At 33.6% G+C, this 22,184-nt stretch carries 19 protein-coding genes and 1 tRNA gene; 16 read left to right on the top strand and 4 right to left on the bottom strand.

All coding sequences use genetic code 11. From position 1 onward, the window contains the following. The first annotated feature begins 21 nt into the window (after nt 1-21). From QYS47_RS09430 to bshB1, 10 genes are all read left to right on the top strand, one after another. Entirely contained in the window at nt 22-2,511 is a 2,490-nt protein-coding gene (locus QYS47_RS09430; RefSeq protein ID WP_322345737.1) for a PIG-L family deacetylase, read from the top strand. Nucleotides 2,512-2,654: 143 nt separating this feature from the next. After that, nucleotides 2,655-3,104: a MarR family winged helix-turn-helix transcriptional regulator gene (locus tag QYS47_RS09435; protein WP_308356799.1), complete on the top strand. Its 450-nt coding sequence runs from the start codon at nt 2,655-2,657 to the stop codon at nt 3,102-3,104. A 41-nt stretch (nt 3,105-3,145) separates the two neighbouring features. Beyond that, a complete protein-coding gene (locus tag QYS47_RS09440) occupies nt 3,146-3,505 on the top strand; it encodes a DoxX family protein (RefSeq protein WP_322345739.1) in 360 nt (119 codons plus the stop codon). A 5-nt stretch (nt 3,506-3,510) separates the two neighbouring features. Next, nucleotides 3,511-4,506, top strand: coding sequence for an alpha/beta hydrolase (locus QYS47_RS09445; protein ID WP_302125644.1), 996 nt, complete (start codon nt 3,511-3,513; stop codon nt 4,504-4,506). A gap of 185 nt (nt 4,507-4,691) precedes the next feature. Continuing rightward, nucleotides 4,692-6,296, top strand: coding sequence for an LptF/LptG family permease (locus QYS47_RS09450; protein WP_322345741.1), 1,605 nt, complete (start codon nt 4,692-4,694; stop codon nt 6,294-6,296). Between the two features lie 71 nt (nt 6,297-6,367). Then, complete coding sequence (gene rpsO / locus QYS47_RS09455) at nt 6,368-6,643, top strand: 30S ribosomal protein S15 (RefSeq protein WP_302125635.1); 276 nt, start codon at nt 6,368-6,370, stop codon at nt 6,641-6,643. A gap of 144 nt (nt 6,644-6,787) precedes the next feature. Further along, on the top strand, nt 6,788-8,929 hold the full coding sequence (pnp, locus tag QYS47_RS09460; protein WP_322345742.1) for a polyribonucleotide nucleotidyltransferase: 2,142 nt from the start codon (nt 6,788-6,790) through the stop codon (nt 8,927-8,929). Nucleotides 8,930-9,032: 103 nt separating this feature from the next. Beyond that, nucleotides 9,033-9,896, top strand: coding sequence for a sigma-70 family RNA polymerase sigma factor (locus tag QYS47_RS09465; protein ID WP_322345743.1), 864 nt, complete (start codon nt 9,033-9,035; stop codon nt 9,894-9,896). Between the two features lie 120 nt (nt 9,897-10,016). Then, nucleotides 10,017-10,985 (top strand): thioredoxin-disulfide reductase, encoded by a 969-nt coding sequence (gene trxB, locus QYS47_RS09470; protein WP_322345745.1) that lies wholly within the window; start codon nt 10,017-10,019, stop codon nt 10,983-10,985. A 149-nt stretch (nt 10,986-11,134) separates the two neighbouring features. Continuing rightward, entirely contained in the window at nt 11,135-11,854 is a 720-nt protein-coding gene (gene bshB1 / locus QYS47_RS09475; protein WP_302125633.1) for a bacillithiol biosynthesis deacetylase BshB1, read from the top strand. On the opposite strand, the gene QYS47_RS09480 is transcribed toward bshB1, so the two are convergent. Together QYS47_RS09480 and pdxH are read right to left on the bottom strand one after the other, a co-directional pair. Then, on the bottom strand, nt 11,851-13,077 hold the full coding sequence (locus tag QYS47_RS09480; protein WP_322345748.1) for a glycosyltransferase: 1,227 nt from the start codon (nt 13,075-13,077) through the stop codon (nt 11,851-11,853). The genes bshB1 and QYS47_RS09480 overlap by 4 nt on opposite strands. Continuing rightward, a complete protein-coding gene (gene pdxH / locus QYS47_RS09485) occupies nt 13,077-13,718 on the bottom strand; it encodes a pyridoxamine 5'-phosphate oxidase (protein WP_308356791.1) in 642 nt (213 codons plus the stop codon). The genes QYS47_RS09480 and pdxH overlap by 1 nt, the downstream gene beginning before the upstream one ends. Nucleotides 13,719-13,847: 129 nt before the next feature. Here pdxH and miaE point away from each other — a divergent pair, with 129 nt between their 5' ends. The 4 genes from miaE (at nt 13,848) to QYS47_RS09505 (ending at nt 17,189) form a co-directional block, all read left to right on the top strand. Next, on the top strand, nt 13,848-14,432 hold the full coding sequence (gene miaE / locus QYS47_RS09490; protein ID WP_322345751.1) for a tRNA-(ms[2]io[6]A)-hydroxylase: 585 nt from the start codon (nt 13,848-13,850) through the stop codon (nt 14,430-14,432). Further along, nucleotides 14,433-15,011, top strand: coding sequence for a YqgE/AlgH family protein (locus QYS47_RS09495; RefSeq protein ID WP_322345752.1), 579 nt, complete (start codon nt 14,433-14,435; stop codon nt 15,009-15,011). A 61-nt stretch (nt 15,012-15,072) separates the two neighbouring features. Continuing rightward, nucleotides 15,073-16,995, top strand: coding sequence for a DUF349 domain-containing protein (locus tag QYS47_RS09500; protein ID WP_322345753.1), 1,923 nt, complete (start codon nt 15,073-15,075; stop codon nt 16,993-16,995). 121 nt (nt 16,996-17,116) lie between these two features. Beyond that, nucleotides 17,117-17,189, top strand: a tRNA-Thr gene (locus QYS47_RS09505). 85 nt (nt 17,190-17,274) lie between these two features. Here QYS47_RS09505 and QYS47_RS09510 read toward each other — a convergent pair. Further along, nucleotides 17,275-17,589, bottom strand: a complete 315-nt coding sequence (locus tag QYS47_RS09510) for a thioredoxin family protein (protein ID WP_302125615.1) — start codon at nt 17,587-17,589, stop codon at nt 17,275-17,277. Nucleotides 17,590-17,792: 203 nt separating this feature from the next. Between QYS47_RS09510 and QYS47_RS09515 the strand changes: the two genes are divergently transcribed. Together QYS47_RS09515 and QYS47_RS09520 are read left to right on the top strand one after the other, a co-directional pair. Beyond that, nucleotides 17,793-18,704, top strand: coding sequence for a polysaccharide biosynthesis/export family protein (locus QYS47_RS09515; RefSeq protein ID WP_322345755.1), 912 nt, complete (start codon nt 17,793-17,795; stop codon nt 18,702-18,704). Nucleotides 18,705-18,707: 3 nt separating this feature from the next. Next, on the top strand, nt 18,708-21,110 hold the full coding sequence (locus tag QYS47_RS09520) for a polysaccharide biosynthesis tyrosine autokinase (RefSeq protein WP_322345757.1): 2,403 nt from the start codon (nt 18,708-18,710) through the stop codon (nt 21,108-21,110). A 548-nt stretch (nt 21,111-21,658) separates the two neighbouring features. Here QYS47_RS09520 and QYS47_RS09525 read toward each other — a convergent pair. Beyond that, on the bottom strand, nt 21,659-21,958 hold the full coding sequence (locus QYS47_RS09525; protein WP_322345758.1) for a hypothetical protein: 300 nt from the start codon (nt 21,956-21,958) through the stop codon (nt 21,659-21,661). Nucleotides 21,959-22,184: the final 226 nt, after the last annotated feature.

Raw genomic sequence — 22,184 nt, forward strand, 5'->3', positions numbered from 1 at the left:
CGTTTGAAATTTAAAATTTTTATGAGAAATATATTCGCACTGATAATATTCATTTTTACTGTTCAATTATCCAATGCCCAAGTTAAAGAGGCAGTAAGTTCATCTGAAATTCTTCATCAGATGGAAAAGCTTAAAAATACCACTCGCGTTTTATATATGGCTGCTCATCCAGATGATGAAAACACGCGCTTCATAGCCTATGTAGAAAATGGAAAAAAATTTGACGCTGGGTATTTATCCTTAACTCGTGGAGATGGAGGTCAAAATGTAATTGGACCTGAGCTCAGGGAAGGATTAGGATTAATAAGAACTCAAGAATTATTGAAAGCACGTTCAATAGATGGTGGACAGCAGTTTTTTACAAGAGCAAATGATTTTGGGTATTCAAAAAATCCAACTGAAGCTTTTAATAAATGGGGAAAAGAAAAATTATTATCAGATGCGGTATGGGTCATTAGAAATTTTCAACCTGATATAATTGTAACTCGCTTTAATGAAACTCCCGGTATCACACATGGTCATCATACTGCTTCGGCAATATTAGCTCATGAAGCCTTTGCAAAAGCAGGAGATAAAAATGCTTTTTCTGAGCAGCTAAAATGGGTAAATGTATGGCAGCCAAAAAAGATTTATTGGAATACTTCATCTTGGTTCTTCAGCAGAAATGGTGGCTTCGATGAAGATAAATATATTAGCGAAGATGTAGGAGGATATGATCCATTATTAGGGATTTCATATACTGAAATAGCCGCATTAAGTAGAAGTAGTCATAAATCCCAAGCTTTTGGTACTGCAGGTTCAAGAGGAGAAGAGGTAGAGTATTTCGAATATTGGGAAGGGTCTGATTCAAAGCAGAAATTATTTGCTGACATAGATAATAGTTGGTCAAAATTAAAGGGAGGGTCAGGTATTCAAAAAGAAATTGAAAAATTAATCAAGGAATTCAATCCCAAAAAGCCTGAAAATTCAATCAATCAACTTTTCACAATAAAGGATTTAATTGAGGAATTAGATGATTCTGCCATTAAAAAAGATAAATTAAAAGCCATAGAGGAGTTAATTATCAATTGTGCTGGATTGTACAATTTGTTCTACACTAGTAATCCTTATGGTTCACCCGAAGATAAAATCTCAGCAAATCTAGAATTAGTTAACCGTTCTTCAGCTGAAGTAGAATTTATTTCAGCTAGTTTGGCTAATGTTGAAGGTGTAAATAATGAATCAGTTGCACTTGAATACAATCAGGTTGAAATTAAGAAGCTAGTATTTAATATACCACAAGACTTCCCGTATTCAAACCCTTATTGGTTGAATGAGCCATCAGACAACGGTTTATACATTGTAAAAAATAAAGAACTAATTGGTAAACCTGAAAATGATCCTTCTTTCACAGCCACTGTTGTTTTGAAAATAAATGGCAAGGATTTTAAATTTAGTTCTCCATTAAAATTTAAATCTTCGGATAGAATTAAAGGGGAGATTATCCAGCCTTTTTATGTGGTACCACCAGTTTCAATTGAGTTTTTAGAGGAAGTATCAATTTATACTTCAAGTGGCCAAGAAAAAGAAATTTCTTTAAATATTAAATCATTGAAAGATAATGCTTCAGGTGAGCTAAGTTTAGACCTGCCAAAAGGATGGGAAATAGTAGAAAATGACAAAAAGCTAATGTTTGAAAATCTTCTTAAAGACAATTCTAAGACATTTAGCATAAAAATTAAATCAGGAACTAAGCCCGGAAAATTTTCTCTAAAGGCAACAGTACAGATAGGAAATGTTGAGGTCAACAAAAATGTGCAAGAAATTCAATACGATCATATTCCAAATCAAGTAATCATACAAAATGCGGAACAGCAATTGGTATTGGCTGATGTTCAAATTGCAGGTAGCAAAATAGGATATATTGAAGGTGCTGGAGATGCCGTAGATGAGGCCTTGAAAGCTATGGGTTATGAGGTTGAAAATATAGATATTGAATCTATTAGTGCTGAAGAGTTGCAAAAATATGATGCTATAATCGCAGGTATACGTGCTTATAATGTTAATGAAGCTTTACAGATCCATTATGGTAAAATGAATAATTATATGGAATCAGGAGGTGTTTATATGGTTCAATACAACACTACTTACAGTCTGCCTGATACTGATTTCTGGCCTTATCCATTAAATCTTTCTAGAGATAGAATTACTGTTGAGGAAACAGAAATGGAATTCATCAACCCTAAACATGAAGTATTGAATTACCCTAATAAAATTACAAATCAAGATTTTGAAGGTTGGGTTCAAGAGCGTGGTCTTTATTTTCCAAGTAATTGGGATTCTCATTATGAACCTATTTTAGTAGGGAATGATCCGGGTGAAACTCCAAAAAAGGGATCACTTTTAGTGGCAGATTATGGCAAAGGTAAGTTCGTTTATACTGGCCTAAGTTTCTTTAGAGAGCTACCAGCAGGAGTGCCTGGTGCATATCGCTTATTAGCAAATTTATTAGCCGCCAATCCTCAGCATTGATTATTTAAGTGCCATTAATCAATAATTTTACACGATTGGTCGATTAAACGTTTAAACACGGGAACAAAATATATACATTCGTGTTTAATGTTACAACAATACAAAGTGTAACAATTTATTAAGTAGTTAAATTTAAAGGTAAGATGAAGTTAGAAGAAGAAATTAAACAGTCGAAGTTCGAGACTGAAAGGCAAAAAGCCATTTTAAATGTTATCTATACTGCCAATTGGATTGGATCTGTTCAACATAAAATATTTAAAAAACATAAATTAACAGCACCTCAATATAATGTATTAAGAATATTAAGAGGCACATTTCCTGATCCATTAACTGTTTCTTCTATACAAGAAAGAATGCTTGACAAAATGTCTAATGCATCTAGGCTTGTGGATAAATTAGTAGAAAAAGGGTTGGCAGAAAGATCAATTTGCATGTATGATAGAAGGCAAGTTGATGTTGTTATCACTACTTCAGGTCAAAAGCTATTAAAAGAGATAGAACCTGAGTTATTTAACTTCCACAATGAGGCTATGGTCTTAACTGAGGAAGATGCAGCAGCAGTTAATAAAGCGTTGGATAAAATAAGAGGATAATTTTTTATATATTGGGTAGTTGTAATTAAGTTGAAATTATAATGAACCTAATATCCAATATAGGAAGATTCTTATTTGCTATTCCAATGATAATATTTGGGGTATTTCATTTTGTAAACACTAAAACTTTACAAAATGTTGTACCTTCTTTTATTCCTGGCCATACTTTTTGGGTTTACTTAACAGGGGCAGCTTTGGTTGCAGCGGGAATCAGTATCCTAATCAAAAGGCGAATACATTTAGTTTCTAATTTACTCGCCATTATGTTATTAATTTTTGCAGTATTTGTACATCTTCCGATGGCAATGGAGGGTAATCAACTGTCAGCTAGCTCATTATTAAAAGATATTGCTTTGGCTGGCGCTAGTTTTGTGATTGGTCAGTATTTTAAAAATGAATAAACCTAATGAAGTTTCTTAAAAGGTTTCTTATTGCTTTAATTCTAATTATTGCAACTATTTTTATAATTTACAAATTAGGTCCTAAAATTCCTGAGCCTATCTTTTCTCATACATTACCTGAAATTCCAGCTGATATTATTACGTTAGATAATTGGGTTAAACAACATGAAAGTAAATATCCAACTCTTAAAGCTGGTAATGAAGCTAAAATAGTTTGGAATGATGGCATTTCAATATCAACTGAATATGCCATTGTTTATTTACCTGGCTTTGGGGCAAGTCATCAAGAAGGATTCCCTGTTCATACTAACTTAGCTGATAGTTTAAACGCTAACCTTTATTTAGCCCGTTTAAAGGGACAAGGTTTAAATTCTGAAAATGCATATAAAGGCTTAACTGCTGAGTCCTACATGGAATCAGCTATGGAAGCATTGTCTGTCGGGAAATTATTAGGAGAAAAGGTGATTATTGCAGCTACTTCTACTGGTGCTGCGCAAGCTTTATGGTTAGCATCTGAATTTCCGAATGATGTTGAAGGTTTGATATTATACTCGCCCTATATAGCTTTAAGACAAGCTTTCAATGAAAGGTTGGTTTTAGGTCCTTGGGGTAAGAATATTACCAAGTTGGTGATGGGCGGGGAAATTAATCATGAGGTAAGGCCAGATTCAATAGCAGCTTTTTGGTCTGAATATTATCATGTTGATGCCTATTATTCATTATTTAGTATGATTAATAAAAGTATGATTCAGGAAACTTTTCAAAAGGTGCAATGTCCTGTATTTATGGCTTATTATTATAAAGATGAATCTAATCAGGATAATGTAGTCTCAGTAGAGGCTATGAAAGAAATGTTTGCTCAATTATCTTCAAAAATTAAGAAAGAAATTCCATTCCCAGAAAGTGGTAATCATGTGATTGCCTCTAGACTTCGTTCCAAGGATTGGATAGGTGTTCAAGACAGCAGTTGGCATTTTATTAAAAATAATATTATAAATTAATATTAAATTATAAAACGCAGATATAAAGGGTTTTATGTCTTTTATTCTATAGTCTGATATAGAGTTTTATTTATAATTAACTTTCATTTTTCTCATAATTTATTTCTTTAGCATAATTCTTGTTTATTTGCATTTTGAAAAAAACAAACAGTATTACAATTTGCATTTGAATTCATAAGACCTGAATGAAAAAAATAGATAAACTCATCTTAAGATCTTTTATAGGGCCCTTCCTGATAACTTTTTTTGTGGTAGTATTTATTTTACTAACACAATACATGTTAAAATATTTTGATGATTTTGTGGGGAAAGATTTAGGCTTCAGTGTTTTTGCTGAATTAATAGCTTATTTCAGTATAAATATGACTCCCATAGCTTTCCCTTTAGCAGTTTTGCTTTCCTCATTGATGACTTTTGGAAACTTAGGGGAGCATTTTGAATTAACTGCTATTAAAAGTGCAGGAATTTCATTGGTTAGAGTATTAAGGCCGCTCTTTGTTTTTGTTGTTTGCTTAAGTGCGCTTGTATATTATTCAAATAATTTTATCGTACCCAAAGCGAATTTAGAGGCATACAGTCTTTTATATGATATAAAACAAAAGAAACCTTCTATTGATATTAAAGAGGGTGCGTTTTATGGAGGTATTCCTGGATATAGTATTAAAGCCAATAAAAAATACGATGATGATAAATCTTTAGGAGATTTAATCATTTATAATCATTCAAAAAAGAAAGGGAATACTGAAATCATTTTAGCTGATTCAGCATTAATGTATACCATTTTAGGTGATAAATACCTTGTTATGGAACTGTTTGATGGAAGGTCATACACAGAACAAGATCCGAGTAAACCCGATAAACCATCCAATTATGTAAGAAATATATTTCAGCATAATAAAGTGGTTTTTAGCTTAGCTTCTTTTGAAATGGAAAGGACTGATAAAGAACTCTTTTCTTCAAATAGATTGATGAAGAATGAAGCTCAACTAAGGAATGATGTTGATTCAATGCAAAATGACATCATAAAATCAAAAAGAGTAATTTATAGATATACGCCTCGCTTTTTTAATCTGCACATGAAGGAAATTGATGAGATCAAACCCGAATCAGTAGCAGAATGGGAGGAAATGAAAGAAGATACTGTAAAAGTAGATTCCGACTCAGTTAAAATAGATAATATTGAACCAATAGAAAATCAAAATAGACCCAAACAAAAGTATTTAAATAAGGCGATCGTAAATAATAACAATACAGAAGAAGAAAAGGAAGTACCTAAAAGCGTCATTACTAAATATGACTCTACTTTAATTGCAAAAGCCGACAGTGCTTTTTTTAGTAGGAATAGGGGTTTTAACAGCATAATTGACAAACCTCGATTTGCAAAAAATAGATTGAAAGGCGAAAATACCAGGATAGAAAGAAGAGAATTTGAAAGCAATGTATATTCTATTGAAGCAAATAAGAAGTTATCTGATGCAGTGGCTTGTATTGTTATGTTTTTAATTGGAGCACCTTTAGGCGCTATTATTAAAAAGGGAGGTTTAGGATTTCCAGTTATAATTTCAATTATTTTCTTTATTGTTTCCTATGTGATCAATACCTCTGGGATAAAATTAGGCAGGGCAGGAGATGTAAACGTATTTGCAGCGGTTTGGGCCTCTAATGTAATACTTCTGCCGTTTGGTTTGTTCTTCCTCAGACAAGCTAGAAATGATTCAAGATTATTTGAAGTGGATTATTATGCGGTAAAAATCGCAAAAATTTTCAAGTTTTTCAAAAGGAAAAAATAAATAGTCTTTTTGTTCCATCAAAAATACATGTATATTTGCGGCTGTTTTAAAATAATATAATAACGCTAACTATGTATTTAGACACAGAAAAGAAAAAAGAGCTGTTCAAAAATCATGGTCGGTCAAAAGCAGATAATGACACAGGTTCGGCAGAATCTCAAATTGCGCTTTTCACCTTCCGAATCAATCATTTGACGCAGCACTTAAAAGTTAACAAAAAAGATCACTCATCAAGAACTGGTCTTTTGAAACTTGTAGGTAAAAGAAGAAGATTGTTAGATTATCTTTACAAGAAAGATATTGAAAGATACAGAGCAATCATTGCTGAATTAGGATTAAGAAAATAAATCACTTTTCACAATAAAAAGGGAATCTATTAGGTTCCCTTTTTCCATTATTATCACCCCATTAAATACCACATCTTATTTAGGACGTGTATAGCAAATGCGGACAATTAACAACAAGACGAGAAAACAGTAAAAAAATTATTTATGGCTATACCAAATGCAATAAAAAAAACATTCAATCTACCTGATGGTAGAGAAATTAGTATCGAAACAGGGAAGTTAGCTAAACAAGCTGACGGATCAGTTGAAGTTAGAATGGGAGATACCATTTTATTAGCAACCGTTGTTTCAAATAAAGAGGCTAGAGAGGGAGTAGATTTCCTTCCAATGTCTGTAGATTACCAAGAAAAATTTGCTTCATCTGGAAAAATACCAGGTGGATTCCTTAAAAGAGAAGGAAAATTATCTGACTATGAAGTTTTAACATCAAGATTAGTAGATAGAGCATTAAGACCTTTATTCCCTTCTGATTACCATGCAGAAACACAGGTTTTCATACAATTATTCTCTTTAGGAGAAAATGACTTACCTGATGCATTAGCGGCATTAGCAGCTTCAGCTGCACTTACTGCTTCCGATATACCATTTGCAGGCCCGATCTCTGAAGTAAGAGTGGCTCGTGTTGATGGTAAAATGATTGTTAATCCTGATGCTAAGCAATTAGAAGAATCTGACATCGATATGATTATCGCAGCCACCATGGATAATATCATGATGGTAGAAGGAGAGATGGAAGAAATTTCAGAAGAAGAAATGGTGGAAGCCATCAATTTCGCACATGATGCCATCAAAATCCAATGTCAGGCACAATTAGATTTAGCAAAAGATGCTGGTAAAACTGAAAAACGTGAATACAACCACGAAGAAGAGCCAGATGCTGAATTAGAAAAAGAAATTTTTGACAAATACTATCAACAGTTTTACGATATAGCGGCTAAAGGCTTGGCAGATAAGCATGAAAGAGCGAGACTATTCTCTGAAATTAAAGATGGATATTTTGAATCTTTACCAGAAGAGACAGAAATAAGCTTAACATTAGCAAAAAGCTATTTAAATGCTACACAGAAAAAAGCGATTAGAAATGCTACTTTAGAAACGCGTAGTCGCTTGGATGGTAGAAAATTAGACGAGATCAGACCAATTTGGAGTGAGGTAGATTACTTACCATCGGCTCACGGTTCCGCGGTATTTACCAGAGGTGAAACTCAATCATTAACTACTGTTACATTAGGTACTAAACTTGATGAGCAGATGATTGATGGAGCTGTACATTCTGGCTACAATAAATTCATCTTGCATTATAACTTCCCGGCATTCTCAACTGGAGAAGCAAGACCAAATAGAGGTCCTGGTAGAAGAGAAGTAGGGCACGGTAATTTAGCAATGCGTGCTTTAAAGCAAGTAATTCCTTCACCAGAAGATTTACCTTATACTATTAGAGTCGTTTCAGATATCTTAGAATCAAATGGTTCTTCATCTATGGCTACTGTTTGTGCTGGTTCATTAGGATTAATGGACGCAGGTATCCCTATTAAATCCGCAGTTTCAGGTATTGCTATGGGATTAATCTCTGATGCTGAAACAGGGAAATATGCTATCCTTTCAGACATCCTAGGTGATGAAGATCATATCGGAGATATGGACTTTAAAGTAACGGGTACTGAAAAAGGGATCACAGCTTGCCAGATGGACATTAAAGTAGATGGTTTGTCATCAGAGTTAATGATGGAAGCCTTAAACCAAGCAAAAGCAGGTCGTGATCATATCAGAAATGAGATGGCTAAAACAATTGCTGCTCCAAGAGAAGATTATAAACCAAATGCTCCTAGAGTGGTTAACATTGAGATCGATAGAGAAATGATTGGTGCTGTAATTGGTCCTGGTGGAAAAGTTGTTCAAGAAATCCAGAAAACTACAGGAGCAACTGTTGTGATTGAAGAAACTGAAAAAGGTGGTAAAATCAATGTATTTGCTGTTAATAAGGAATCTTTAGATGCTGCAGTTAAATGGATAAAAGGCATTGTTGCTAAACCTGAAGTAGGTGAGGTATACGATGGTGTTGTGAAAGCAATTCAACCATACGGTGCTTTTGTTGAGATTATGCCTGGTAAAGATGGTCTTTTACATATTTCAGAGATCAAACATGAGAAAATTGAAAATATGGAAGGAGTTTTAGAAATCGGAGAAGAAGTAAAAGTGAAGTTGATCGATATCGACAAAAAGACTGGAAAATTAAGATTATCGAGAAAGGTATTATTACCTAAACCAGAAAAAGAAGAGAAATAATTTCTTTTTTATCTAATAATTTACATTTTTGGTATAGGGAAGGAACTGTTTAGTGAATTCCCTATGTTAAGAGTTCGTTTAAGTTTAAATCAAAAAATAATTAATGAGACAGCTCAAGATTAGCAAGCAAATCACCAATCGGGAGAGTCAATCCCTCGATAAATACTTACAAGAAATAGGGAAAGTAGATTTGTTAACTCCGGACGAGGAAGTAGATTTAGCCGTTAGGATTAAACAAGGTGATCAACTTGCACTTGAAAAATTGACTAAAGCCAATTTGCGTTTCGTAGTGTCTGTGGCCAAACAATATCAGAATCAAGGTTTATCCTTAGGAGACTTGATTAATGAAGGAAACTTAGGTTTGATCAAGGCAGCTCAAAGGTTTGACGAAACCAGAGGTTTTAAATTCATTTCTTATGCAGTATGGTGGATCAGACAGTCCATATTGCAAGCATTGGCGGAGCAATCTCGTATTGTTCGTCTTCCATTGAATAGAGTAGGATCTTTAAATAAGATTTCAAAAACCTTCTCTACCTTGGAGCAAAAGTTTGAAAGAGAGCCATCTCCGGATGAGCTTGCTGAAGTTTTAGAGGTTACTTCAAATGAAGTAGTTGATACTATGAAAATCTCTGGTCGTCACGTATCTATGGATGCACCTTTTGTACAAGGTGAGGAAAATAGTCTTCTAGACGTATTAGAAAATGACGGTGAAGAATCTCCTGATGATGAATTAATGAATGATTCATTGAGAAGAGAGGTACAGAGAGCTTTATCTACTTTAACTCAAAGAGAGGCTGACGTTATCACTTTGTACTTTGGATTGAATGGTGAGCATTCGATGACTCTTGAAGAGATTGGAGAGAAATTTAGTTTAACTAGAGAAAGAGTTCGTCAGATTAAAGAAAAAGCAATTAGACGACTTAGACATACATCAAGAAGTAAAGCATTAAAACCTTATTTGGGTTAGTTTTTACGTAACATATGATACATAAAGAGGTCTTCTAGAAGACCTTTTTTTATTTTATTTATTAAATTTACATCTGTTTTTGCAGAGAACCGTAACATAACTCAGAAACTATTAAACGATATGACAGAGGAAAAAGTAAAAGTATTAATAATAGGATCAGGACCTGCAGGATATACTGCTGCTATTTATGCTGCAAGAGCAGGTCTGAAACCAGTACTTTATCAAGGTGGACAGCCAGGTGGACAATTAACCATAACCAATGATGTTGAAAATTACCCTGGTTATCCTGATGGAATTAACGGACCTCAAATGATGGTTGATTTCCAAAAACAGGCAGAAAGATTTGGAACTGATGTCAGATTTGGTTTAGCTACAAAAGTTGATTTCAGTGGTTATCCTCATAAAGTTATTATTGATGATAAGCATGAAATTACAGCTAATGCTGTGATTATTTCTACAGGAGCTTCTGCCAAATGGTTAGGATTAGAATCTGAGCAAAGATTAAATGGTATGGGCGTTTCTGCCTGTGCTGTTTGCGATGGATTCTTTTACAAAGGACAAGATGTTGTGGTTGTTGGTGCTGGTGATACAGCAGCAGAAGAAGCTACTTATCTATCTAACATTTGTAATAAGGTTACAATGTTGGTAAGAAGAGATGAAATGAGAGCTTCTAAAATCATGCAAAGAAGAGTTGAAAAAGCTAAAAATATAGAGGTACTGTGGAATACTGAAACGGAAGAAGTTTTAGGTAAAGATGCGGTAGAGGGTGTTAGAGTCGTCAATAATGTAACGGGTGAAAAATCAGAAATTAAAGCTACTGGTTTCTTTGTTGCTATTGGTCATAAACCAAATACCGAAATTTTTAAAGATTATTTAGATTTAAATGAGGCGGGTTACATCCTTACTAAAGCAGGAAGTACAAAAACAAAAGTTGAAGGTGTTTTTGCTTCTGGTGATGCTCAGGATTTTACCTATCGTCAAGCTGTAACGGCTGCAGGTACTGGTTGTATGGCTGCATTAGATGCAGAGCGTTTCTTAGCTGAAAAGGAAGATGAACTGGAACAGCAAGAAGTAGCTGAGAAGGCTTAATCTTATTTAAGAATGTCTTAGATTTTAGGGAATCCTTTAAATTTTATAAGGATACTAAATTTTAAGACATTCTTTTTTTATTCAAAAATCAATGTTCAAACATCTTATGTAGTAGTATGTTTGTATAAGATGATATTACTTTTTAATTTATGAAATTAGATATACTAGCCTTTGCGGCTCATCCGGATGATGTAGAATTAGCTTGTTCAGGTACGCTTGCAAAACATGCTGAAATGGGAGAGAATGTCGGTATCATTGATCTGACAAGAGGTGAAATGGGTACTAGAGGAACTCCTGAAAAAAGAATGGAAGAAGCAGCAAAAAGTGCAGAAATATTAGGGCTTAAGGTAAGAGAGAACCTAGGTTTTAAAGATGCATTTTTTAAAAATGATTTGGAGCATCAAACTGAGATTGTAAAAAAGATTAGACAGTATCAGCCTAAAATAGTTTTGGCTAATGCTATTTCAGATCGCCATCCTGATCATGGTAGGGCATCAGAATTGTTATCTGAATCAGTGTTTTTAGCAGGCCTAAAGCAATTTGAAACTAAGGATGATAAAGGGAGTATTCAAGAAGCATACAGACCTTCACAGGTATACCATTATATTCAAAGCATTCCTATTAAACCAGATTTTGTGGTTGATGTAAGCGAGCAGTGGGATAAGAAAATGAATTCTATTAAAGCCTTCGACTCACAATTCTATAAACCTGGATCTGAAGAACCAGAAACTTATATATCCAGCCCTAGATTTATGAAAATGGTTGAAGCCAGAGCTATGGAATTTGGTCAAATCATTGGAGTGGATTACGCAGAAGGATATACCATTGAAAGATATCTTGGAGTAAAAGACTTAAATGGTCTAATTTAATTACCAGAATCAATATCCAACTGTCTGTAAATTTTTAAAAGCTCTAAGGCAGTTGGATTTTGATTTATTTCATATCCTAATTCAACTAATAAGGCTGTTGCTTGCGCGGTCAATAATTTTTCATGAAACTGATTATCTCGTAAATAGTGAACAAGTTTTAGCATTTTAAATCCATTAAACCATTCGAAAAACCTTTGCTTAAAATGGGTTTGATTCTTAGATTGAGATTGAATTTTATTTAATTCTGTTTCCAATCCATTTTCAATTAAGAATGATTTTATTGTTGAATAGAAATCGCTGATATTACTTTTGATATTGATTTCGTTCATAAATGCTTTTATGATCTTAAAACATTCAAAATCATAAGTTAAATTTAAGTCTTTGGTATTATTTTGATGCTCTTGCATGGCCCTTCCTGTACCAAAAGGGACTCGATCAGAAATTCTAGCTGAGGGAATCACCTTTGTAGAAGTGATGGTGTGAAAATTACCTAAAGGAATGATTTTATGTAGAAAATAAAAGTCTTCTCCAGCTTTTCTTTGATTCATTCCGCCTTGTTTTTGATAAACGGATGACCTTGCAGCCATGCTCGAACCAATCGTATGATACGCAAAAGGATAATCGGTGTATTTTAATGCTTGTATGTAATAACGTAGATGAAGTTCGTATAGAATTATAGGTTCATTTAAATTTCCATCTTCATTAGTTTCTGGATGTTCATAATGGATAGAGGCAGCATTACAATCTGGATATTTTAAAAAGTGATTTTCTATTTCACATAAGTAATTCTTCTCACATAAACTGTCTGCATCAAAACATAGAATAACACCATCTTGATTTATGGAATTAAATCTATAGGCAGCTTCGTCCATTCCAATTTTACGAGCTAATCCAACCCCAGCTTTTTTTTTAGGGAGATCAAATGCTTCAATTATCTGGATTTCTAAATCTGATGTGTTTTGAATTATAAATTTGTTGATTTGGTCTACCGTTTTCCTACTATTTTCTTTGATCGTTTCACTTGCGTTTTCAGCATGGTTTATTACCAAAATCACTTCAACGCCTTTTTTTGTTGGATTACACTGAGCTAAAGATTCTAAAGTTGGTCTTATGTCAGGTTCATTGAATACCGGAATTACAACCCTAATGAAAGTGCCTGGCCTACTTTCTGACTTGATAAATCTTTTTGGGTAGGCATACCTATCGAAATATAAATCAGACATTAAGGTGCTAGTCTTTCAATCTTCCAACTATCGTTATCAATTAATGTATATTGAATTCTATCATGTAATCTACTGGGTCTTCCTTGCCAGAATTCTATTAACGATGGTTTTACAGAATAGCCTCCCCAATGTGGTGGTCGATCTATTTCTCTATCTTTAAATCTTAATTCAATTTCAGCTAATCTCTTATCTAACTCTTCTCTATTTTCGATTACTTCACTTTGAGGTGACACCCACGCGCCAATTCTGCTACCTCTGGGTCTACTTTGAAAATAAGCATCACTTACCTCAGAAGAAACTTTTTTCACTTCTCCTTCAATTCGTACTTGTCGTTCTAGTTCTGGCCAGAAAAAATTTAGAGAAACATTATGGTTTTTAATCATCTGTCTTCCTTTAGAACTATTGTAGTTAGTATAAAAAACGAATTCGCTATTCTCTACTCCTTTAAGTAATACAACTCTAGAGCTAGGTTTATCATTTGATATAGTCGATAAGGTCATGGCATTGGGCTCCATAATTTCAGCCTTTAAAGCCATATTAAACCAAATTAAAAATTGGTCTATAGGATTTTTATCAACTTCTGAAATGCTTAAACTTCTAGCATTATATTCCTTTCTTATATCTGCAATAGATTGACTCATTATATCTGACTTATTGATAATTCTTTAATGAAAAATTCCACAATCATTAGTGGGTTAATAATTTTAAAATTATTATTGTTTCAAATTGTTTCCAATAAAAGGGTCATAAATAGTTAAAGAAATTATCTAATGAAATTAAGAATTGATTTAAAAGCAGATAGTAGTCAAGAATGGGTAGATACAGTTATGGCAGATTTTGATAGTTTCTTACAAGATCATGCAAATTGTGAAAGAAAAGCTTCAGGAATGGCTATGAGTTTTGTGGCTAAATTTCCTGACAGACTTGAAATTATTCCAGAGCTAATTGACACCGCGGTAGAGGAATTGGAGCATTTTAGAGATGTATACGCTATTATGAAAGCTAAAGGAATTCAACTACCTCATAAAATTGAAAAAGATTACTATGTTGATGATTTGATCAAAACCTGTAGATCGGGTAGGGAAGAGCGTTTTATGGATAGGCTATTACTGGCCTCTTTAGTAGAAACCAGAGGAGCTGAAAGGTTTAGATTAATCTATGAAGCTTTACCTGAAGGTGATTTGAAAAAATTTTATCATCGCCTGTGGGCATCTGAGGCCAAACATGGAGAAATTTTTGTCGATATGGCGTTACAATATTTTGAAAAGGAAGAAGTATATTCTAGATTAGAAGAAATGAGTGAAGAGGAAGCTAAAATTTTAAAAGCCCTTCCTCTAAAAGCTGCACTTCATTAAATGGAATATTTTGAGTTTAAAAATATAGAACAACCTCAGAAAGGAGACCTTCTTTTATCTGAACCTTTTTTACCCGATCAGAACTTTGAGCGGACTGTGATATTGTTATGTGAGCACAATGAAGAAGGCTCTTTCGGTTTCGTATTAAATAAATTATCCATTCTTAAAGTAGATGAAGTGTTAGATGAAATAGGTCCATTTGAAGCCGATTTGTTTGTAGGTGGACCTGTACAACAAAATACACTTCACTTTATTCATGATATAGATGAATTAAAAGAAGGAGGACAGAAAATTCGTGATGGATTGTATTGGGGAGGGAGTTTTGATGTTTTACAAGCCTTAATGCAAAAAGGTAAATTAGAAAATGAAAAATCCAGATTTTTTGTTGGTTACAGTGGCTGGTCAGAAAATCAATTGCAGGAGGAAATAGATCACAATAGCTGGATAATTGCCCGAGGTGTTCATCCTTCCTATATATTTAATAGCCCGCCCGAAACCCTTTGGAAGAGTATTTTAGAAAAAATGGGAGGCAGATTTAAAATTTATGCCAATTACCCTTCCGATCCCAATCTTAATTGATTGAAACTTTTCACATTTTTTAATTAATATTGTACCTTATAATTGATAAATCGAAAGTATTATGTTAGAAGAAAAAGGTACTTCTGAAAATCCACAAGAAAATAATTCTGAAAAGGATCAAGAGAAGGATAATGTGAAAACCACATCAGAAAATCAAGAAGCTGTTTCAGATAAAGAAGAAAAAACTGAAGAAATTTCGGAGCAGGAAAACGAAAAAATAGAAAATGCTTCAGATTCAGAAAATGAGGAAGAACAAGATCAAGATGATCATGAAGAGCTTCCAGACTATTCAGAATTCAGTAAGGAACAGTTAGTTGAGGTAATCAAAGAAATTTCAAAAAGCGATAATTTCAGAAAAGCAGATAGAATTATAAATGAAATTAAGCCGCTCTATGATGAAATGTATAATGCTGAAAGAAAAGAAGCATTAGACAAGTTTCTAGCTGAAGGTGGTGAAGAGGCTGATTTTGCCATGAAGCATGATGAGCTAAATGAACGTTTCGAAGCAAATTATCAATTATATAGGGATAGAAGAAAAAAACATTATAAGGAGCTTGAACACCAAAAAGACGAGAACCTTAAAACTAAACAAGCAATATTAGATCGCTTAAGAGAATTAGTCGATAGCGAAGAGACTATCACTGGTTTAAATGTCATTAAAGAAATTCAGAAAGAGTGGAAAGCAGTTGGTCCGGTTCCTGGAAATCAATCCAAAACGCTTTGGGCTAATTATAATGCCTTATTAGATCGCTATTATGATCAAAGAAGCATTCTTTTTGAATTAAAAGAGTTAGATAGAAAGAAGAATTTAGATGCGAAATTAAAGCTTTGTGAACAAGCTGAGGAATTAGCACAGTCAGAAGATGTTCCCTATGCTATTAAGCATTTAAATGATCTTCATGAAGAGTATAAACATATAGGTCCTGTTCCAAAAGAAGAACAAGAGCCTTTATGGCAAAGATTTAAAGCAGCTTCAGATGCTATATATGAAAAGCGTAAGGAGTTTGTTAAAAATTTAAAAGAAATACAAACGGAAAACCTTGAAAAGAAAAAGCTAATAATTGAAAAATTGAATCCATTTACTGAATTTGATTCTGATAGAATTAAAGAATGGAATGCCAAAACAAAGGAAATATTAGCTATTCAAAAAGAGTGGGAAGCGACAGGGCAAGTGCCTAAAGAAAATGCCAAAGATATTAATAAAGCCTTCTGGGGTAATTTTAAGCAATTCTTTACCAATAAACATGAGTTCTTTAAGCGTTTAGATAGTATGCGCGAAGAGAATCTTAAGAAAAAACAGGAATTTGTTAAAAAAGCGCAAGAATTATCTGAAAGCACAGAATGGAATAAAACAGCTGATCAATTAAAAGCACTACAGAGACAGTGGAAAGAGGTAGGTCCTGTTCCAGAGAAGTATAGGGAGAGTGTTTACAAAGAATTTAAGGCAGCATGTGACAAATTCTTTGAAAATAAGCGAGCAGGCTCAAAAGATGCTCAGAAAGAGTATGAGGAAAATCTTAAGGCTAAAAATGACATCATCAATCAAATTAATAATCTGGAACCTGGTGATTTAGATCAATTAGAAGCCTATGAGCAAGCTTATGGAAAGATAGGTTTTGTTCCTAAGGAATCAATTCAACAAGCGAAAGAAGATTTCTCAAATGCTATTCAAGGCTTTATTGAAAAATCTGAAGATGTATTGAATGATGAGCAGAAAGAAAAAGTGAAATTGATGGCGCAAATCACAAAGATTATGGCTGGGCCTAATTCAGATCGTAAGCTTAATCAAAAAGAGAATTCAATCCGTAAGAAAATTGGAGATTTGCAAAATGATATTGTGACTTGGAAAAATAATATGGAGTTTTTCGCCTCATCAAAGACTGCTGATAAATTCAAAAAAGAATTTGAAGAAAAAATTGAAGATGCAGAAAAAGAAATCTCTCTGTTAAAGAAGCAGTTACGAATCGTTCGTTCAATTGAATAAAAATTTCTTTAAAATTTTTCTGCAAATGGGTTTGCATTAACAAAAACGGCCTTTATATTTGCATCCGCATTCAGGGAATAACAAACGGTTACAAACTGAAAAAGCTAAAAATTAAGTTTATGCCTCCTTAGCTCAGATGGTAGAGCAACTGACTTGTAATCAGTAGGTCGTTGGTTCGATCCCGACAGGAGGCTCTCTTTTAAAGCCATTTGCACTATTGCGGATGGCTTTTTTTATTAATTTTTTTTTAATGAAAGATAGTCGTTAGAAATTGAGCTATCATGTTATTTGATTTTGAATCATAGTATGCAGTTGGCTTAAGTTGGGGGTAGAGAATTTTTCCTTTAATTCTCCTTCTTCATAAATCCCTACAAAAGGAAGGCTGTAAGCACCTATTGCATTTACTGAATTTGGATTTTCAGAAACATCGACATCTATAAATTGTATAGATTTTTTATTTTCTTTTGCTATTGATTTGTAGGATGCTTCAAAAGCATTGCATAAAGCGGAATAATCGGAATATAAACGAACTACTACTCTTTGATTTGTAAAAAGGTGCAACCAAAGATTGTCATCATTTAATTGTTCTATCATAATTTTAGTATCTAAGTAAAATTACTTACGACAAAAATAATTCTTTTAGTTTTTAGATATTTGATAAGTTCTATTAATCGAATTGTAATCATCACCAAGTATTTATTAATTTCGACCAAATATGATTGATAACTACAATAAAAGCCTAAATTGATATTTTAAATCATATAGAATTTATTAGTTTTGGTATTTGAAAAAGTAAAATGTTGATTAGAAAGTTTATATATATAGGATTCATAGCCATTTCTTTTTTTAGCTGTGTTTCCAACAAAGATATCGTGTATTTACAGCATCCAGATGACCCTGAAAAAGGAGAAGTATCTGAATCCGATAGTATTATTAGGACTTATCAAACCTACAATAGACCGTATGAACTTCAGCCTGAAGATATTATCTCGCTTCGTATTGCCAGTTTAACTCCGGCAGAGTTCGATTTTGTGAAGCAATATGAGGAGCAATTAGGTATTATAAGAAAATTAAATCAGTATAATCAAGGTACTCAAGATGGTGGAAATCAAAATAATATGCGTATGCAGGGAATGGGTGCTGTTGGTGAGGAAGGCTCTGGTTTAATGCCCATAATGTTAGATCGGCAGCAAACTGGTTTTACTATAGATCGAAAAGGTAATTTGGAATTGCCTGAAATAGGGGAAGTGCAGTTAGCGGGTTTGAGCATACGTGAAGCGGAGGAATTGATTAAGGAAAAGCTTATTAATTATTTTGAAACTCCTGTAGTGAGAATACAATTACTAAGTTTTCATTTTACAGTATTAGGTGAAGTGAATAATGAAGGGCGCTACACTTCTTTTGATCCTAAAACCAATGTAATTGACGCCATTACTTTAGCTGAAAACCTGACTGATTTTGCAGATAGATCCCGATTGAAGGTAGTACGTTTTAGCGGGAGTGAAGCACAAGTGTATTATGTGAATACTTTAAGAGAAGATTTAGTGTCTCAGAAAGGCTTTTATTTACAACCAAATGATCTAATTGTAGTGCCAGCATTAAGAGCAAGACAATCAAGAAGATATTTATTACCAGCTACAACTAATATTATTGGAGTTACAGCTTCCGCTTTATCTCTCATTTTGATCATCTTAAATCAGACTCAGTAAGTAATGGATGGATTTGACTTTCAAGACGAGGCTGTAAAAGAAGACAAGCCGATAGATTTTCTAAAGTATCTGCTTAAGATATTAAGAAGGTGGCCTTTTATTATTCTCTTTTTTGCTTTTACAACAACTTTAGGGATTCTATATAATCGATATGCAAATCCGGTTTATTCTATAAAAGGTCAGTTTATCACTAAGAAATTTACTGAGAACAAATCAATCTTACCTGGACTCGAAGATGCAAAATATTACTTAGGGTCAAGTCAGGAAGTTTATGAGGAAATTCCTTTATTAAAATCAAATGATAAGATAGAGGAAACTCTCAACAGACTAAATTTTAGAGTAAGTTACTTTGCGCAAGGTTATATAAAAACAACTGAGCAAAAAAGTGGGAATGGATATCAAGTTGTGATTGATACCCTAATGGGAAATAATGTGCCCTATGGATTAAAAATATTTGTTAATAAGAAGTCTGAAAACCAATTTCAATTTAATGTTGAAGGAAATCAGGATTGGGCTTCTAAATTAGAGGGGAAGAATTTTAATTATAATACCCCTTATTTAGTTGGAGATTTGAAATTTGTGATAGAGGGTGGTGGGTCTTCAGCCTCAACTGATCAAGACAAATACTTTTTTGTAATCAATAAAAAAGAAAGTCTAGTTAGTCAGTATAAGAATCGGTTAAAAATTTCATGGCAACAGCAAGGGTCTGCGATCCTGAATATGGCTATGGAAAGTGTAATTCCTGAAAAGGATATCCTTTTCATGAATACCTATTATCAGGTAGTTGAAGAATTAGGGTTAAAAGAAAAAAATCAGAATCTGGAGAATACCATCAATTTTATTGATGAACAGATGGCGATGATTTCTGACTCTATTGTTCAATTTCAGGAAACAATTGATCAACTCCAATTGGAAAATAGAGAATTGACATTAGGAAGTCAGACTATATTTTCAAAACTCAATCAATTAGATCAACAAAAAGCTGAGGTTTTATTACAAGAGCGTTATTATAATTATTTAAAATCATATATACAGCAAAATAGAACTTCTGAAGTATTTGCCCCCTCTTTAATTGGGTTAGATGCCCCGATGCTAAATGATTTAGTCAACCAGTATATTCAGCAGAAACAAAAAGACAAGATTTTTAGAAATCAGGAAAATTATAAAAACCCTTTAGTAAACAGAGAAGATAGCATAAGAAAAAGGCTTGAAAAAAATATTTTCGAAGCTTTAAATAGCTACCAGAAAATAAATCGAGATACACTTTCCGCAATAAATAGGAGAAGTAATTTTTTAATGGGCTCGATTAGTGAATTGCAGGGTGATATGCGAGAACTCAATCGTGCGAAAAGATTATTTGAATTGAATCAAAATTTATTTGACCTTTTTATTGAACGTAAAACTGAAGCGGCTATTTCAAAAGCTTCCGCCACATCGGATTATCAACTAATTGAAGAGCCTTCTTATTCTAATAATCCAGTTCGACCTAATTCGGAGCGTAATCTACTAATAGCGATGGCAATGGGATTGTTACTTCCAGTGGCCTTTTTCTTTATTAAAGATTTTACTAATCCACGAATAATGGATAGGGATGATTTAGATAGAAATTCTGATATGCCTTTGCTAGGAAACATTGCTCATAAGATAGATGAGACCAATACCATAGTGAAGGACAGGCCTAAATCATTGGTGGCCGAATCTTTCAGGGCGCTTAGGGCTAATATGAAATATTTACAGGGGCGAGATAAAAAACAAGCCAAAACATTCATGGTAACTTCTTCTGTAAGTGGAGAAGGAAAAACCTTTTGTTCTCTAAATTTAGCCTATACTTTAGCCGCCTCTGGTCGAAAAACCATTCTAATAGGGGCCGATATGCGTAAACCAAACTTAACTGACTTTATTGAAGCTTATCCTGATCGAGGTTTAAGTGAATACTTGGCAGGCTATGCAGAAAAAGATGAAGTGGTTATTAATGGTGAAACGAAAAATCTTTGGTTTGTTGGAGCTGGAGCTGTGCCACCAAACCCTTCTGAGTTATTAGCAGGTGACAAGATGAACGAGTTTATGGTAAAACTTCGTGAAGAGTTTGATGCTATTATTATTGATACTTCTCCAATCGGTTTAGTTGCTGATGCTATGGAATTATTGCCACATGTAGATCATACGCTTTTAATTGTAAGACAAGGGGTAAGTATGAAACAAGCACTTAATATGGTGAATGGCCTCTATAATGAAGGGAAAATTAAGCCAATGTCTGTCATCTTTAATGATATCCAATTACGCAGAAGAGGATATGGATATTATGGTGGCTACATCTACGGAATGGGCTATGGTGGTTATGGTTATGGCTATTATGATGAGGATAGGTTGAAGAAACGTAAAGGCTTGTTCAGAAGAAAGGGTTAATTAAGAATTAAGAATTAAGAATTAAGAATTAAGAATTAAGAATTAAGAATTAAGAATTAAGAATTAAGAATTAAAATTTTTTATTAGCCACTATCTTCCTTGCTAGGAAAAAAGCAATCTAACAGTGTTAAAGCATTATTCATATTTACTTTTATAGCTATCCCCTTGAGGGGATTATAGGGGTGTTCTTTAAGTAGTAACTATAAACTTTTTGGACTTTTTACTAATAGCAATGACGATATTAATGGCAAGTAGCGTCATTGCGAGTGTAACGAAGCAATCTTTAACTTTCATAGCGTCATTCTTGATTTGATCAGGGATCTTTTGCTTTAGCTTATTATATTCGATATATTCCAAGCTTTTTGCAATCATTAAAAACAGAAAATAAAATGATTTTTTCCTTTTTGCTTGAACAAAAAGAATCAGCTAGTAAGCGGACCAGCGAAAAATTCAAGAAAGTTTAATGCTTCAAAGCACAAGGCTAGCGCTGGCCCGCTAAACTTTCGTCCAGCCCGCTTTTCCGAAGCATTCGGAAATTATGGTATTAGCTATGTTTTTTTGTTGATGATGGTTCCTACTTTCATTCCTGCGTAACCTGTCCCGTTCTGAAGGTCGGGAAGCAGGAATCTCACTTTAAATAAATATTTAGTGTAGTAAATTATTTGATGGAATTCTTTTAATACCACTCCAGAAAAAATTTTAGCGAAATTATCTCTCAACATAATAATATCAATCCCTACAACTATCCCCTTGAGGGGATTATAGGGGTGTTTATTTTCTAATGCGTTTATATGACTTCGCTTTTTAAAAGCTTGTTGTTGTATTTCACTTCTTAATACTTTTTTCATTGATAAAAAAGTATCCAAAAAATCTAGGTGAAATGATGCTTCCACGCTTCTAGGCCGCCGCTGGCCCGCCATTTCACCGTTGCCTCGCGCTTTTTCGCTATCGCAAAAGTTGGGCGAATTAGCCAGAAAAATGGAAGTGACTAATTTGGAATTTTATAGGGAAAACTGCTTTCTTAACCACGATTGATCGCTAGAAGAAAGCGGGCAGGAGGACAAAAAGGCGGGG

It is taken from the genome of Marivirga arenosa (genome assembly GCF_030503875.2).
Lineage (GTDB): Bacteria > Bacteroidota > Bacteroidia > Cytophagales > Cyclobacteriaceae > Marivirga > Marivirga arenosa.